General features: G+C 66.0%; 15 protein-coding genes and 1 pseudogene. 11 read left to right on the forward strand and 5 right to left on the reverse strand.

From position 1 onward, the window contains the following. Window positions 1–33 precede the first annotated feature (33 nt). Complete coding sequence (gene hyi, locus HWW87_RS06645) at window positions 34–843, reverse strand: hydroxypyruvate isomerase (RefSeq protein ID WP_175819674.1); 810 nt, start codon at window positions 841–843, stop codon at window positions 34–36. 43 nt (window positions 844–886) lie between these two features. Continuing rightward, the gene (gene gcl, locus HWW87_RS06650) at window positions 887–2662 is read right to left on the reverse strand and encodes a glyoxylate carboligase (RefSeq protein WP_175819675.1); all 1776 of its coding nucleotides are present in this window, start codon (window positions 2660–2662) and stop codon (window positions 887–889) included. A 171-nt stretch (window positions 2663–2833) separates the two neighbouring features. On the opposite strand from gcl, the gene HWW87_RS06655 reads away from it, so the two are divergent. The 10 genes from HWW87_RS06655 to HWW87_RS06700 all read left to right on the forward strand — a co-directional run bounded on the left by HWW87_RS06655 (window position 2834) and on the right by HWW87_RS06700 (window position 10452). Beyond that, on the forward strand, window positions 2834–3745 hold the full coding sequence (locus tag HWW87_RS06655) for a LysR family transcriptional regulator (RefSeq protein WP_175819676.1): 912 nt from the start codon (window positions 2834–2836) through the stop codon (window positions 3743–3745). 166 nt (window positions 3746–3911) lie between these two features. Beyond that, window positions 3912–4553 carry an RNA polymerase sigma factor gene (locus tag HWW87_RS06660; RefSeq protein ID WP_175819677.1) on the forward strand — a complete coding sequence of 214 codons (642 nt, stop codon included), beginning with the start codon at window positions 3912–3914 and terminating at the stop codon, window positions 4551–4553. Next, complete coding sequence (locus HWW87_RS06665) at window positions 4543–5439, forward strand: zf-HC2 domain-containing protein (protein ID WP_175819678.1); 897 nt, start codon at window positions 4543–4545, stop codon at window positions 5437–5439. The genes HWW87_RS06660 and HWW87_RS06665 overlap by 11 nt, the downstream gene beginning before the upstream one ends. 229 nt (window positions 5440–5668) lie before the next feature. Continuing rightward, the gene (rpsF, locus tag HWW87_RS06670) at window positions 5669–6043 is read left to right on the forward strand and encodes a 30S ribosomal protein S6 (RefSeq protein ID WP_006402295.1); all 375 of its coding nucleotides are present in this window, start codon (window positions 5669–5671) and stop codon (window positions 6041–6043) included. 40 nt (window positions 6044–6083) lie between these two features. Then, complete coding sequence (gene priB, locus HWW87_RS06675) at window positions 6084–6383, forward strand: primosomal replication protein N (RefSeq protein WP_174431661.1); 300 nt, start codon at window positions 6084–6086, stop codon at window positions 6381–6383. Between the two features lie 4 nt (window positions 6384–6387). After that, window positions 6388–6663, forward strand: coding sequence for a 30S ribosomal protein S18 (gene rpsR / locus HWW87_RS06680; protein ID WP_096503057.1), 276 nt, complete (start codon window positions 6388–6390; stop codon window positions 6661–6663). A 27-nt stretch (window positions 6664–6690) separates the two neighbouring features. Then, on the forward strand, window positions 6691–7143 hold the full coding sequence (rplI, locus tag HWW87_RS06685; protein ID WP_174431662.1) for a 50S ribosomal protein L9: 453 nt from the start codon (window positions 6691–6693) through the stop codon (window positions 7141–7143). Between the two features lie 140 nt (window positions 7144–7283). Further along, window positions 7284–8666 carry a replicative DNA helicase gene (locus tag HWW87_RS06690; protein ID WP_174388122.1) on the forward strand — a complete coding sequence of 461 codons (1383 nt, stop codon included), beginning with the start codon at window positions 7284–7286 and terminating at the stop codon, window positions 8664–8666. Between the two features lie 138 nt (window positions 8667–8804). After that, complete coding sequence (locus HWW87_RS06695; protein WP_174388121.1) at window positions 8805–9431, forward strand: DUF47 domain-containing protein; 627 nt, start codon at window positions 8805–8807, stop codon at window positions 9429–9431. A gap of 10 nt (window positions 9432–9441) precedes the next feature. Further along, window positions 9442–10452: an inorganic phosphate transporter gene (locus tag HWW87_RS06700; protein ID WP_034207486.1), complete on the forward strand. Its 1011-nt coding sequence runs from the start codon at window positions 9442–9444 to the stop codon at window positions 10450–10452. A 137-nt stretch (window positions 10453–10589) separates the two neighbouring features. Here the strand turns inward: HWW87_RS06700 and HWW87_RS06705 are convergent, their stop codons facing one another. Next, window positions 10590–11681, reverse strand: a complete 1092-nt coding sequence (locus HWW87_RS06705) for a C40 family peptidase (protein ID WP_175819679.1) — start codon at window positions 11679–11681, stop codon at window positions 10590–10592. 236 nt (window positions 11682–11917) lie between these two features. Next, the gene (locus tag HWW87_RS06710; RefSeq protein ID WP_174431666.1) at window positions 11918–13720 is read right to left on the reverse strand and encodes a PhoH family protein; all 1803 of its coding nucleotides are present in this window, start codon (window positions 13718–13720) and stop codon (window positions 11918–11920) included. Here HWW87_RS06710 and HWW87_RS37535 point away from each other — a divergent pair. Further along, a pseudogene (locus tag HWW87_RS37535) lies at window positions 13616–13842 on the forward strand (hypothetical protein); the annotation flags it as partial. The gene HWW87_RS06710 and the pseudogene HWW87_RS37535 overlap by 105 nt on opposite strands. Window positions 13843–14055: 213 nt before the next feature. Here HWW87_RS37535 and HWW87_RS06715 read toward each other — a convergent pair. Further along, a complete protein-coding gene (locus tag HWW87_RS06715; RefSeq protein ID WP_174388118.1) occupies window positions 14056–14517 on the reverse strand; it encodes a peroxiredoxin in 462 nt (153 codons plus the stop codon). Between the last annotated feature and the right edge of the window lie 73 nt (window positions 14518–14590).

Consider the following 14590-nt stretch of genomic DNA (forward strand, 5'->3'; position numbering starts at 1 on the left):
CTCCTATAGGGCTGAAAACGGGAAGGGCGCGACTCAGGCGGCGCGACGCGCCGAGCCCGGTGCGCAGCCGGCCACGCCGTGCAGCCAGCCGAGGCCTTCCGTCGTGGTGGTGCGGGGCTTGTATTCGCAGCCGACGTAGCCGGCATAGCCGAGCCGGTCGAGCAGTGCGAACAGGAATGCGTAGTTGATCTCGCCGGTGCCCGGCTCGTTGCGGCCCGGGTTGTCCGCGAGCTGGACGTGGCCGATCGATGCGAGGTTGCGTTCGATCGTCGCGGCCAGTTCGCCTTCCATGCGCTGCATGTGATAGATGTCGTACTGCAGGAACAGGTTGTCCGAGCCGACCGCGCGGATCACGTCGAGCCCTTCGGACGAGCGGTTCAGCGCGAAGCCCGGGATGTCGAAGCTGTTGCACGGCTCGACCAGCAGGCGGATGCCTTCGCGCTTGAGCGCATCGGCGGCGAAGCGCAGGTTGTCGACGATCGTCACGAACGTCTTGTCGCGCGCCGTGCTCGCCGACGGGATGCCGACGAGGCAGTTCAGCTGCGGCACCTTCAGCGCCTTCGCGTACTCGATCGCACGGCCGACCCCTTCCTGGAATTCGCCGACGCGATCGGGCAGGCACGCGATGCCGCGCTCGCCCTGATCCCAGTTGCCGGCGGGCAGGTTGTGCAGCACGAGGCGCAGGCGGTGCGTCTCGAGCCGTTCGGCGAGTTCCTCTTTCGCGTACGGATACGGGAACAGGAACTCGACGGCGTCGAAGCCCGCGTCCGCGGCCGCCTTGAAGCGGTCGAGGAACGGCACTTCGTTGAACAGCATGGTCAGGTTTGCAGCAAACTTCGGCATGAGCTAAGCCTCTTCGGTCGGTCAGTCAAAAAAGTCGTGCGGTTCAGTCGAGCATCGAGATCGCGGTCGGGGCGTGCTCGGCCTTTTCGGCGAGGTCCTCGAATTCGTTGATCGCGTCGATTTCGGTGCCCATCGAGATGTTCGTCACGCGCTCGAGGATCACTTCGACGACCACCGGCACGCTGAACTCTTCCGCGAGCGTTTGCGCCTGACGCAGCGCCGGCTCGATCTCTTCCGGCTTGAACACGCGCAGCGCCTTGCAGCCGAGGCCTTCCGCGACGGCCACGTGGTCGACGCCATAACCGTTCAGTTCCGGTGCGTTGACGTTGTCGAACGCGAGCTGCACGCAGTAGTCCATGTCGAACGCGCGCTGCGCCTGGCGGATCAGCCCAAGGTACGAGTTGTTCACGACGACGTGCACGTACGGCAGCTTGAATTGCGCGCCGGCGGCCAGCTCCTCGATCATGAACTGGAAGTCGTAGTCGCCGGACAGTGCGACGATCGGGCGGCTCGGATCGGCCGCACGCACGCCGAGCGCGGCGGGAATCGTCCAGCCGAGCGGGCCGGCCTGGCCGCAGTTGATCCAGTTGCGCGCCTTGAACACGTGCAGGAACTGCGCGGCGGCGATCTGCGACAGGCCGATCGTGCTGACGTAGCAGGTATCGCGGCCGAACACCTTGTTCATCTCTTCGTACACGCGCTGCGGCTTGACCGGCACGTTGTCGAAGTGGGTCTTGCGCTGCAGCGTGCGCTTGCGTTCCTGGCATTCCGAGGCCCACGCGCTGCGGTCCTTCAGCTTGCCGGCGGCCTTCCATTCCCGTGCAACCGCCACGAACAGCGCGAGGGCGGCCTTCGCGTCGGACACGATGCCGAGATCCGGGCCGAACACGCGGCCGATCTGCGTCGGCTCGATGTCGACGTGCACGAACTTGCGGCCCTTCGTATAGACCTCGACGCTGCCCGTGTGGCGGTTCGCCCAGCGGTTGCCGATGCCGAGCACGAAGTCGGACGCGAGCATCGTCGCGTTGCCGTAGCGGTGCGACGTCTGCAGGCCGACCATGCCGGCCATCAGCGGGTGGTCGTCGGCAATCGCGCCCCACGACATCAGCGTCGGGATCACCGGCACGCCGACCGTTTCGGCGAACTGCACGAGCAGGTCTTCGGCCGCCGCGTTGAGCACGCCGCCGCCCGACACGATCAGCGGCTTGTCCGCGTCGTTGAGCATCGCGAGCGCCTTCTCGATCTGCGCGCGGGTGGCCGCGGGCTTGTAGACGGGCAGCGGTTCATACGTGTCGATGTCGAATTCGATTTCGGCGAGCTGCACGTCGATCGGCAGGTCGACCAGCACCGGGCCCGGACGGCCCGAGCGCATCAGGTGGAACGCCTGCTGGAACACGCGCGGCACGAGCGCCGGTTCGCGCACGGTGACGGCCCACTTGGTGACCGGCTTGGCGATCGACTCGATGTCGACGGCCTGGAAGTCTTCCTTGTACAGGCGGGCACGCGGCGCCTGGCCCGTGATCGCGAGGATCGGAATCGAGTCGGCGGATGCGGAGTAGAGGCCGGTGATCATGTCGGTGCCGGCGGGGCCCGACGTGCCGATGCACACGCCGATGTTGCCCGGCGCCGCACGCGTGAAGCCTTCGGCCATGTGCGACGCGCCTTCGACGTGGCGCGCCAGCACGTGGCTGATGCCGCCCGACTTGCGCATGGCCGAGTAGAACGGGTTGATCGCGGCGCCCGGCACGCCGAACGCGGTCTGGATGCCTTCCTTCTCGAGCACGAGTACGGCTGCGTCGACGGCTCTCATCTTGGCCATGAATGTCTCCTTGGATGGTGGAATCTTGCGAATCGGTCTGTTGAGGACACTTTAGGGATGCAGGAAAGGTTTGATAAGATCCGCCGAAGTCGCTTATTTCGAAACTAAAAGTATGGAATGACGGCCGGACGGGGCTTCCCGCCGGTGTCGGAGCCGGGACGGAGACAGGAGATGGATCGTTTCAAGCAGATCGAGACGTTCGTGCGGGTGGCCGATGCCGGCAGCCTCGCGGCGGCGGCACTCGAGGAGGGCGTGTCGCCGGTGGTGCTCGGGCGGCGCATCGACGCGCTCGAGAAGCGCCTCGGCGTGAAGCTGATGTACCGCTCGACGCGGCGGCTGGTGGTCAGCGAGGAGGGCGCCGCATTCCTCGAGCGCTGCCGCGGGCTGCTCACCGAATGGGATCAGGCCGAGAACGAGCTGGCCGCCGGGCGGCGCGCGGTGAGCGGACACCTGATCGTGTCGGCGCCGGCCGCGTTCGGCCGCAAGCACGTCGCGCCGCACGCGCCGGGCTTCCTGGCCGACAAGCCGGAGATGCAGCTGTCGTTCAACCTGACCGACCGTGTCGTCGATCTCGTACGCGAGGGCTACGACCTGTCGATCCGGATCGGCGGCGCGGTCGACCCGAACTTCGTCGCGGTGAAGCTCGCGTCGAACCGGCGCGTCGTGTGCGGCACGCCTGAGTATTTCCGCAAGCACGGCCGGCCGAAGTCGCTCGACGACCTGTTGAAGCACAACTGCCTGGCCTTCAACCTGCAGGGCGGGCAGAACCGCGGCTGGTATTTCCAGCGTCACGGCAAGATCGCGACGATGCGCGTGACCGGCAATCTCGACTGCAACGACGGCGAGCTGCTGCACCGCTGGGTGGCCGAAGGGCTCGGGCTCGGCTGGCGCTCGACGTGGGAAATCGCCGCGCAGCTCGAAACGGGCGAACTGGAGACCGTGCTCGACGAATACGCGCTGCCCGACTACGACATCCTCGCGGTCTACCCGCAGCAGCGCTACGTGCCGGCGCGCGTGCGCTATTTCATCGACTACCTGCGCGCCGCGTACGCGCGTCCCGGCTACTGGAGCACCACGCCCTAACCGGCTGGCCGCCCGGCCGTCCGGCGATTTTTACGCTTCATGCGCGCGGCGCGGGAATAAACTCGACGCAGCAGCGGTAAGGTCATCGAGCGCGCACGTTGCCGGTCTGTCCGGGCGCCGTGCGCGGAACGGGCGCGGCGTCGGCCGCCGGGACCAGGGAGGCCATGTGGGGCAAGCCGGACAGGCGGTCGATGAACGGGCGGCGAACGATGCGGTCGCGCGCGGCGAGCGATTTCGCGCGCTCGTGCTACCGCATCTCGACGCCGCGTACAACCTCGCGCGCTGGCTGAGCGGCAGCGCCGGCGATGCGGACGACGTCGTCCAGGACGCGTGCATGCGCGCGCTGCGCTTCGTCGATTCGTGTCGCGGCGACAACGCGCGGCCCTGGCTGCTGACGATCGTGCGCCACACCTGGTACACCGAGTGGCGGCGGCGCACGCATGCGCACGAGGTCGCGCTGCCCGACACGCTCGACGACACCGACGTACCCGACGACTGGCAGCCGGCGACGGAGGATCCGCTCGCGCACCTGCTGCGCGGCGAGAACGTGCGGCTCGTGAATGCGGCGCTCGCGAAGTTGCCGCCCGAATACCGCGAGGTGCTCGTGCTGCGCGAGATGGAGGACCTGAGCTACCGCGAGATCGCGGCGATCGCGGACGTGCCGGTCGGCACGGTGATGTCGCGGCTCGCGCGCGGGCGGCGCAAGCTCGCCGCGCTGCTGGGCGACGCGCCGGCGTCGGCGACCGAAGGCCGGCCGGGCCGTGCGCCGGCGGGCGGAACCGCATCGGAGGCTATCGATGGACTGTAACGAAGCGCGAGCGTTGCTGGACGCGGACGTCGACCGCGAGCTGTCGGCGCCCGATGCGTTGCGGGTCCAGCAGCATGTCGAAGGGTGCGATGCGTGCCGTCGCGAGCGTGCGCGGATCGTCACGCTGGTGCAGGCGGTGCGGCAGGCCGATTATCACCGCGCGCCGGACGCGCTGCGGGCGAGCATCCTCGCGCGCCTGCCGGCAGCGGCCGACGCACGTGCCGATGAGTCGTCGCGGACCGAGCCGCGGCCCGAGCCCCAGTCACCGCCGCCGCGGCGGCCGCGCGGGCGCGACTGGTTCTCCTGGCTGACCGGGCGTGGCGGGGCGGCACGACCGGTGCCGGCCGGCACCGGGCCGCGCGTGGCCGCATTGCCGGGCCTCGGCTGGGGTGTCGCGTTGCTGATGGCGCTCGCGGCGGCGGGCGGAATGGCCTGGTCCGCCCGCCATGCCGACACCGACCGAACGGTCGACGAGCTCGTCGCGAGCCACGTGCGGGCCGACCTGTCGGCGCGCGACATCGACGTGATCTCGACCGACCAGCACACGGTCAAGCCGTGGTTCAACGGCCGGCTCGACTATGCGCCGCCGGTCGAGGATCTCGCCAGGAACGGCTTCGCGCTGGTCGGTGGCCGGCTCGACTACGTCGGGCGTCGCCGCGTCGCGGTGCTCGTCTACCGCCACCGGCAGCACGTGGTCGACGTCTACGTGCAGCCGGCCGGCGAACGGCCGGCGGCCCCGTACACGACCGTGTCGCAGGGCTATGCGCTCGACCGCTGGAACGCGGCCGGGATGACGTGGTGGGCCGTGACGGACGCCGAGCCGTCGGCGCTCGCGGCGTTCCGGACGGCGCTCGACGCGCGGCTTGCGGGCACGCACGGCGAATGACCGTGGCGGCGGGGCCGGCGCGTTGGTGTTCCGACCCCGGCGTCAGAAGGCCCGAACGGTGGCCGGTTGCCCCGGCATACCTGTTCAAGTCTTTGAAAACACGGCCGAATCCGTTTGCAAATCGTCGATTGGCCTTGCATGCGCCCCGTAACCGGGTTAGAATCTTCGGCTTCTCACTTGCCACACCGGTTCAGACGCCCGGGTGGCTTTAATCCACAAGGAGTGTGTAATGCGTCATTACGAAATCGTATTCATCGTGCACCCGGATCAGAGCGAGCAAGTGCCCGCGATGATCGAGCGTTACAAGACCACGATCACGTCGCACGGCGGCCAGATCCACCGTGTCGAAGACTGGGGCCGTCGCCAGCTGGCCTACATGATCGAGAAACTCGCGAAGGCTCACTACGTCTGCATGAACATCGAGTGCGACCAGACGACGCTCGACGAACTCGAACACGCGTTCAAGTTCAACGACGCCGTGCTGCGCCACCTCATCGTCAAGATGAAGAAGGCCGAAACCGGCCCGTCGCCGATGATGAAGGAAGTTCAGCGCGAAGAAGCCAAGAAGGCGGCTGCAGCTCAGCCGACCGAAGCGCAGGCTTAAGTTCGTCACTCATTAAGCCATCAAGGAGCGCGTCACTCCCGTGAACAGGTTGCAATTGAAGGCAAGCGTCGTCGAACGCGCACCGGTGCGATATACGCCGGCGGGTGTTCCGATCGCCAGCGCCACGTTGCATCACCGCACGGAAGTCGTCGAAGCAGGCATTCCCCGTCAGGTCGACATGACGATCGACGCGGTGGCGGCCGGTGAGGCGAGCGGCAAGCTGGAAAGTCGTGAAATGGGCGTCGAGACGCTGTTCACGGGCTTCCTGGCCAAGAAAAGCCGCAACGCGAGAACCTTGGTGTTTCACATCACTGCATTGCAGGACATTGGAAAGGACTGAAATCATGGCCCGCCCGACTGGTAAGAAATTCGACAAGCGTCGTCAGCAACAAAACCCGCTCTTCAAGCGCAAGAAGTTCTGCCGTTTCACGGCCGCAGGCGTCGAGCAGATCGACTACAAGGACACGGATACGCTGAAGGACTTCATCGGCGAAAACGGCAAGATCACGCCGGCTCGCCTGACGGGTACGAAGTCGCACTATCAGCGTCAGCTGGATACGGCAATCAAGCGTGCGCGTTTCCTCGCGCTGCTGCCGTACACCGATCAGCACAAGGCGTAATCAGGCGACGCAATAAGGAGAATTCGAATGCAAATCATTCTGTTGGAAAAAGTCGCCAATCTGGGCAACCTCGGCGACATCGTCAAGGTCAAGGACGGTTACGCTCGCAACTTCCTGATCCCGAACCGCAAGGCTCGCCGTGCAACGAAGGAAGCGATCGCCGAATTCGAAGTGCGCCGCGCTGAACTCGAAAAGATCGCCGCTGAAAAGCTGGCAGCATCGCAGGCAGTCGGCGAGAAGCTGAACGGCCAGACGTTCGAAGTCACGCAGAAGTCGGGCGTCGACGGCCGTCTGTTCGGCTCGGTCACGAACGGCGACGTCGCGGAACTGCTGAAGAAGGCAGGCTACGAAGTCGAGAAGCTGCAAGTGCGCATGCCGGAAGGCCCGCTGAAGATGATCGGCGAGCACAACGTCCAGGTCGCGCTGCACACGGACGTCGTCGTCGACGTCACGATCAACGTGATCGGCGACCACGCGTAAGCGTATGCAAGCTTTCCGGGCGGCTTCCGCCGTCCGGACAAGGGCAGGCGCCCGGGCAACCGGGGCCTGCCTTTTTTATTGCCCGCTCGCCGGCAAGCGGTGGTAGCGCTGCCGCCATCTATTCGCGATAATCCCAACCCATGAACGCGCCGCAAGATCCCCAAATCGAATCGCTGAAAGTCCCGCCGCATTCGGTCGAAGCCGAACAGTCGGTGCTCGGCGGCCTGTTGCTCGACAACGCGGCATGGGACCGGATTGCCGACTTCCTGTCGCAGGGCGACTTCTACCGCTACGACCACCGGATCATCTACGAGCACATCGGCCGCCTGATCGCGTCGACGCGCCCGGCCGACGTCGTGACCGTGTACGAAGCGATGGTCACGTCCGGCAAGGCCGACGACGTCGGCGGGCTCGCCTACCTGAACGCCCTCGCGCAGAACACGCCGAGCGCGGCGAACATCCGCCGCTACGCGGAAATCGTGCGCGATCGCGCGGTGCTGCGCCGGCTGGTGTCGGTCGCCGACGAGATCTCGGCCGACGCATTCAACCCGCAGGGCAAGGAAGTCCGCCAGCTGCTCGACGAAGCCGAATCGAAGGTGTTCTCGATCGCCGAAGAGGGCGCGCGCGGCAACCAGGGCTTCCTCGAGATCGGCCCGCTGCTCACGCAGGTGGTCGAGCGCATCGACACGCTGTATCACACCGCGAACCCGAGCGACGTCACCGGCACGCCGACGGGCTTCATCGACCTCGACCGGATGACGTCCGGGATGCACGGTGGCGAGCTGATCATCGTGGCTGGAAGACCGTCGATGGGTAAAACGGCCTTCTCGATGAACATCGGCGAATACGTCGCGGTCGAGTACGGGCTGCCCGTCGCGGTGTTCTCGATGGAAATGCCGGGCACCCAGCTCGTGATGCGTATGCTCGGCTCGATCGGCCGGCTCGACCAGCACCGGATGCGTACCGGCCGCCTGACGGACGAGGACTGGCCGAAACTGACACACGCGGTGCAGAAGATGAGCGAGGCGCAGCTCTTCATCGACGAAACGGGCGGCCTGAACCCGATGGAATTGCGCTCGCGCGCGCGGCGTCTGGCGCGCCAGTGCGGCAAGCTCGGCCTGATCATCGTCGACTACCTGCAGCTGATGTCGGGCTCGTCGCAGGGCGAAAACCGTGCGACCGAAATCTCGGAAATCTCGCGATCGCTGAAGAGCCTCGCGAAGGAACTCGACGTGCCGGTAATCGCGCTGTCGCAGCTGAACCGCGGCCTCGAACAGCGTCCGAACAAGCGTCCGGTGATGTCCGATTTGCGCGAATCGGGCGCAATCGAGCAGGACGCGGACGTGATCCTGTTCATTTATCGCGACGAAGTCTACAACCCGGACAGCCCAGACAAGGGCACGGCCGAAATCATCATCGGCAAGCAGCGTAACGGTCCGATCGGTCCCGTTCGCCTCACGTTCATTGGGCAATACACGAAGTTCGACAATTTTGCCGGAGCGCAGACCTTCTACGGCGAGTAACGCCGGTTGTAAAGTCCTAAATCGCCAAACGTTGTATCCAATCCCGGCGCGCGCATGTGCGCGCGTCGCGGCGCGACCGAAAACGGTACAATGTCGCCCGTTTTCGTGACAGTAGTTTGACAATCTCTCAGGAATCCCATGTTCGGTCGATTCATGCCCACCGAGGGCAAGTTCTTTGAACTCTTCAACGCGCACGCGAAGCACATCGTTTCCGGTGGCCGCGAGCTCGAACTGCTGATCGACAATCTCGCCGACGCCGAGATTCACAAGCAAAACGTGCAAATCGCCGAGAAGGCCGCCGACAAGCTCACGCACGAGGCGATCGATCTGCTGCACAAGACCTTCATCACGCCGCTTGATCGCGACGAGATCCACAAGCTGATCACGACGATGGACGACATCCTCGACCTGATGGAAGACGTCGCGACGGCCGTGTCGCTGTACGACGTGCGGTCCGTCACGTCCGAGGCGAGCCAGCTCGCGCACATCGTCACGCAGTCGGCGCAACACGTGCAGCAGGCCGTCGGCTTGCTGTCCGACATGAAGCAGTCGGCACAGATCCTCAAGCAATGCGAGGAAATCGACCGCTGGGAGTCCGAGGCCGACCGCGTACTGCGCGCGGCGATGTCGAAGCTGTTCCGCGAGGAAGACGACGTGAAGACGCTCATCAAGCTGAAGGCGATCTACGAGCTGCTCGAGGAGATCACCGACAAGTGCGAGGACGTCGCGAACATCATCGAAGGCATCGTGCTGGAAAACGCCTGAGCGGACCACGATGCATTCGATACAACTCGCCCTATGGATGGTCGCGACGCTGGTACTCGTCGCGCTCGTATTCGACTTCATGAACGGCTTTCACGACGCGGCGAACTCGATCGCCACCGTCGTGTCGACCGGGGTGCTGAAGCCCCAGCAGGCCGTGGTGTTCGCGGCCGCGTTCAACGTGATCGCGTACTTCATTTTCCACCTGAAAGTCGCGCAGACCGTCGGTAAAGGCACGATCGATCCCGAGATCGTCGACCATTACGTCGTGTTCGGCGCGCTGGTCGGTGCGATCGGCTGGAACGTGATCACGTGGTACTACGGGATTCCGTCCAGCTCGTCGCACGCGCTGATCGGCGGCCTCGTCGGCGCCGCGCTCGCGAAGTCCGGCTGGAGCGCGCTGAACATCGACGGGCTGCTGAAGACGATCGCGTTCATCTTCATTTCGCCGCTGCTCGGTTTCATCCTCGGTTCGCTGTTCATGCTCGGCGTGTCGTGGCTGTATTTCCGTACCGCGCCCAGCAAGGTCGACCGGCGCTTCCGCCGGCTGCAACTGCTGTCGGCCGGCCTGTACAGCCTGGGTCACGGCGGCAACGACGCCCAGAAGACGATCGGTATCATCTGGATGCTGCTGATCGCGAGCGGCTACGCGTCGGCGACCGCCGATGCGCCGCCGGCCTGGGTGATCGGCGCGTGCTACCTGTCGATGGGCCTCGGCACGCTGTTCGGCGGCTGGCGCATCGTGCGCACGATGGGCCAGAAGATCACGAAGCTCAAGCCGGTCGGTGGTTTCTGCGCGGAAAGCGGTGGCGCGATCACGCTGTTCATCGCGTCGTTCCTCGGCATTCCCGTGTCGACCACGCACACGATTACCGGTGCGATCGTCGGTGTCGGCGCGACGCAGAAGCTGTCGGCTGTGCGCTGGGGCGTGGCCGGCAACATCGTGTGGGCGTGGGTGCTGACGCTGCCGGCGGCCGCGCTGTTCGCGGCCGGCGGGTGGTGGCTCGGACGCCAGATCTTCTGAGCGCCGACGCTGCCGGATCGACATGAAATGCGCCGCAAGCCGAAAGGCTGCGGCGCATTTTCTTTTGGGGGCGCGGAAGGGGGGGCGGCGGCGAGGTGGATGCCGCCAACGTCATGACGGTCGGGGTTCGAAACCGGTCAGTAACTGCCGTTCGCGAACCGCGCGATCGGATCGTCTGCCGTACTGGTGCGCGGGCTGACGGGCGCGGATTGCGTCGATGCACGCAACACCTGCACGGGCGCGGGCTCGATACTGCGTGCGGGCGTCGACGCGGTGGCGGCCGGCGGTTCGGCATCGAAGGCGGCGGCCTGGGCGGCCGTCAGCGCGGTCGTCGGAATCTGCGTGCCGACTTCCGCCGGCGCGGCCGGTGCTGCATTGGCCGTCGTCGCGGCCATGGCGTCAGCCACGGATGTCGCCTGCTGCTGGGCCGCCTGCATTTGCGGTGGCGGCGGTTCGTACGGATCGGCGGCCGGTGCTGCCGGTGCAACTGCGGCGGCCGTCACGACCGGCGTGGTCAGGGTGGCCGGAGCCGGCGCCTGCGTCGCTCTCGCTTGCGACGGCGCATACGCGGGCTGCCGCGGCGCGGCGGCGGCCGTCACGACCACCGGAGCGGCCGCGACCGCCGGCGGATTGCGCGGCTCGTCGCGCTTGGCCTCGTAGGTCGGCGCATCGAACGGCGTCGGGGCCGAGCGCGGCGGCGCGACGCGGCGAATGCCGTCGAATCGCTTGGCCCAGTACGGGTTCGTCAGGTAGTCGAGCCGGACGGTGCCGCCCGTCGACGGCGCGTTGACGAAGCGCAGCTTGCCGACATAGATGCCGACGTGCGAATGCGGCCGCCCGGTCGTATTGAAGAAGATCAGGTCGCCCGGCGCGATCTCGTCGGGTTCGACCGACACGCCGCGGCCGCTCATGTCGGCGGTCGTGCGCGGCAGGTTCACGTCGGCCGCGCGGCCGATCACGTAGCGCACGAGCCCGCTGCAGTCGAAGCCGCTCGTCGGCGTGTTGCCGCCCCAGCGATACGGGACACCGACGAGGCTCATCGCCTGGATCGAGATTTCTTCCTGACCGACGCTGTGGTCGACGAATTTCGGGAAATTGGCGGGCGCCGGGAAGGCACGCGGCGTCGTGATCTTCATGCCCGAAGCGGAACGCGATGCCGACTGCGGCGGCACGCTGGAGCAGGCCGCAAGCAGGGAGACGACGGCGACGGGAACCCAGATTCGAAGCATGGCAAGGCGGGCGAGCGCGGCGCGCTCGCGAATCGTATGACAACAGATAGACCCGATGGTAGACGCTCCGGCGGGGCTTAAGCAACCATTCTTGAGAATTTACTTGAAGTTTCGCGCGTAAACTGCGTTGTTGCGTGACGAAGCGTTACTTTTGTCTTCGACCCCAAATAAAAACGGCGCTCCGGAAATGGAGCGCCGCGTGGCGTCGAAAGCCGGCCGATCGGCTGGCTGGCGCGTTACAGGATGTCCGACGCGTAGTCGGCGAGCCGCGAGCGTTCGCCGCGCGCGAGGGTCACGTGGCCGCTGTGGCCCCAGCCCTTGAAGCGGTCGACGACGTAGGTCAGGCCCGAGCTGCCTTCGGTCAGGTAGGGTGTGTCGATCTGCGCGATGTTGCCGAGGCACACGATCTTCGTGCCGGGGCCCGCGCGCGTGACGAGCGTCTTCATCTGCTTCGGCGTCAGGTTCTGCGCCTCGTCGATGATCAGGTACTTGTCGACGAACGTGCGACCGCGCATGAAGTTCATGCTCTTCACCTTCAGGCGCGAACGGATCAGCTCCTGCGTCGCGGCACGACCCCATTCGCCGGCAGCGTCGTCGGTCTTCTGCAGCACTTCGAGGTTGTCGTCGAATGCGCCCATCCACGGCTGCATCTTCTCTTCCTCGGTACCGGGCAGGAAACCGATGTCCTCGCCGACGGGCACGGTCGCGCGCGTCACGATGATCTCGTTGTAGCGCTTGTCGTCGAGCACCTGCGCGAGGCCGGCCGCGAGCGCGACGAGCGTCTTGCCGGTGCCGGCCTGGCCGAGCAGCGTGACGAAGTCGATCTCGGGGTTCATCAGCAGGTTCAGCGCGAAGTTCTGCTCGCGGTTGCGCGCGGTGATGCCCCACACGTTGTTCTTGTGGTGGCTGTAGTCGCGCAGCGTCTGCAGCAGCGCCGTCTTGCCGTTCAGTTCGCGGACGATCGCGTGGAACGTCGGCTCGCCGTTCTGCGGCTCCAGATAGACGAACTCGTTGACGAGCATCGACGCGACGAGCGGGCCGGTCACGCGGTAGTACGTGGTGCCCGTCTTCGTGTCCTGCCAGCTCTCCATGCCCTTCGCGTGCCTGGTCCAGAAGTCCTGCGGCAGTTCGCGCACGCCGTTGTACAGGAGGTCCGAATCCTCGAGCACCTGGTCGTTGAAGTAGTCTTCCGCGGGCAGGCCGAGCGCGTGCGCCTTGATCCGCATGTTGATGTCTTTCGACACCAGCACGACCTGGCGATCGGGGCGGTCGCGCTGCAGCGCGCGCACGACGCCGAGGATCTGGTTGTCGGCCTTGCCTTCGGGCAGGCCTTCGATCGGCGCGATGTCGGCGAGCTTCGTCTGGAAGTACAGGCGGCCGAGCGCGTCGCGGCTGCCGAGGCGCGACAGCGGAATGCCGGCCGAGATCGGGCCGCCGTCGGCGACGAGCGCGTCGAGCGTGCGGCTGACCTGGCGTGCATTGCGCGCGACTTCGGACATCCCCTTCTTGTGGTTGTCGAGTTCCTCGAGCGTCATCATCGGCAGATAGACGTCGTGTTCCTCGAAGCGGAAGAGGCTGCTCGGGTCGTGCATCAGCACGTTGGTATCGAGCACGAACAGTTTCTGCAGTTCGGCTTCGGCGGGCTTGCGGCCGCGCGACTTCGTCGCGGCGCCGGCGCCGCGCGCGGGCGTGGCGGCCGGTTTGTCGGCGGCCGGCTTGTCGTTGCGCGCGACGACCGGCGCCGCGGGTTCGGCGGGCGCCTGCAGCGGCTGCAGCAGTGCGGCCGTCTGCCTGGTCTTGCGGCCGCGTGCGGGTGCGCTCGCGGCCTCGGGCGCCGAAGACGCGACGGCGCGCAGCGGCGCGGCCGTGTTCGCGGCTTCGATCATCGGTTGGGCCACGCTGGCCGGACCATAGTCACCGGCTGTGGATGCGTCCCCTTCGGCGGATTTCTTCGCGGCTTTCGCGGGCCGCGCTTTCGCCTTGTATTCGTCGGGCGGCAGCAGGCTGCCGAGCTTGCTGGGGGGAGTAGGCAAAGGCATGGTGTCCCTCGGGAGGAATCGTGTCGCATGAAGTGCGCCGCTGATCGCATCCTGCGTGACGTAGACGCATGCAGTTTGCGCGCGGTGGCGCACAGGATTTTCGTCTAGCCGGTTCGCCTAAGTGTCGATCAGCTCCTCGATACGGTAAGGGCCGGACCGGGGAGGGCCGGCGCGCGATCCATAAAAAAAGCCGCTGCCCCGTCGACAGGGACATGCGGCTCGGCTGATGCCGTCGTGATGCGCGTCAGGTGCCGGGAAGCATTGCAACGGGCACCGGCGCAGCTACGAGAAATATGGGGCGAACTGGCATTCATTGCGGCCCAATATAACGCGCCTCAAAGCGCTTGTACAGCCTTTAGCACGTCGTCCACGTGACCCGGTACCTTGATGCCGCGCCATGCCTGGCGGAGCACGCCGTCGGCGTCGATCAGGAACGTCGAGCGCTCGATTCCGCGCACTTCCTTGCCATACATTTTCTTCATCTTGATGACATCGAACACCGCACACAGCGCTTCGTCGGCATCGGAGATCAGCGGGAACGGCAGTTCGAGCTTGGCCTTGAAATTGTCATGCGAGCGCAGGCTGTCGCGCGACACGCCGATGACTTCCGCACCGGCTTTCTTGAACTTCGGATAGAGATCGCGGAACTGCAGCCCTTCGGTCGTGCAGCCCGGCGTGTTGTCCTTCGGATAGAAGTACAGCACGAGCTTCTTGCCCTTCAGATCGGACAGCGAAATGTCGCCGCCCGTGGCCGGTGCGGTGAAATCGGGAACTTGACGGTCAACTTCGACAGACACGTGTTTCTCCTGTTGTTATGGAAGGGCGCCGCTGCGGCGGCGCGGTTCGGCGGGGCGTCGCGGCAGCGCGCTG

The organism is Burkholderia sp. BCC0419 (genome assembly GCF_902830285.1).
GTDB lineage: Bacteria > Pseudomonadota > Gammaproteobacteria > Burkholderiales > Burkholderiaceae > Burkholderia.

What these genes read in the sequence shown, in the direction of transcription:
- hyi (WP_175819674.1), bottom strand. Translation starts at nt 843, where the DNA reads ATGCCGAAGTTTGCTGCAAACCTGACCATGCTGTTCAACGAAGTGCCG.
- gcl (WP_175819675.1), bottom strand. Translation starts at nt 2,662, where the DNA reads ATGGCCAAGATGAGAGCCGTCGACGCAGCCGTACTCGTGCTCGAGAAG.
- HWW87_RS06655 (WP_175819676.1), top strand. Translation starts at nt 2,834, where the DNA reads ATGGATCGTTTCAAGCAGATCGAGACGTTCGTGCGGGTGGCCGATGCC.
- HWW87_RS06665 (WP_175819678.1), top strand. Translation starts at nt 4,543, where the DNA reads ATGGACTGTAACGAAGCGCGAGCGTTGCTGGACGCGGACGTCGACCGC.
- rpsF (WP_006402295.1), top strand. Translation starts at nt 5,669, where the DNA reads ATGCGTCATTACGAAATCGTATTCATCGTGCACCCGGATCAGAGCGAG.
- rpsR (WP_096503057.1), top strand. Translation starts at nt 6,388, where the DNA reads ATGGCCCGCCCGACTGGTAAGAAATTCGACAAGCGTCGTCAGCAACAA.
- rplI (WP_174431662.1), top strand. Translation starts at nt 6,691, where the DNA reads ATGCAAATCATTCTGTTGGAAAAAGTCGCCAATCTGGGCAACCTCGGC.
- HWW87_RS06690 (WP_174388122.1), top strand. Translation starts at nt 7,284, where the DNA reads ATGAACGCGCCGCAAGATCCCCAAATCGAATCGCTGAAAGTCCCGCCG.
- HWW87_RS06695 (WP_174388121.1), top strand. Translation starts at nt 8,805, where the DNA reads ATGTTCGGTCGATTCATGCCCACCGAGGGCAAGTTCTTTGAACTCTTC.
- HWW87_RS06700 (WP_034207486.1), top strand. Translation starts at nt 9,442, where the DNA reads ATGCATTCGATACAACTCGCCCTATGGATGGTCGCGACGCTGGTACTC.
- HWW87_RS06705 (WP_175819679.1), bottom strand. Translation starts at nt 11,681, where the DNA reads ATGCTTCGAATCTGGGTTCCCGTCGCCGTCGTCTCCCTGCTTGCGGCC.
- HWW87_RS06710 (WP_174431666.1), bottom strand. Translation starts at nt 13,720, where the DNA reads ATGCCTTTGCCTACTCCCCCCAGCAAGCTCGGCAGCCTGCTGCCGCCC.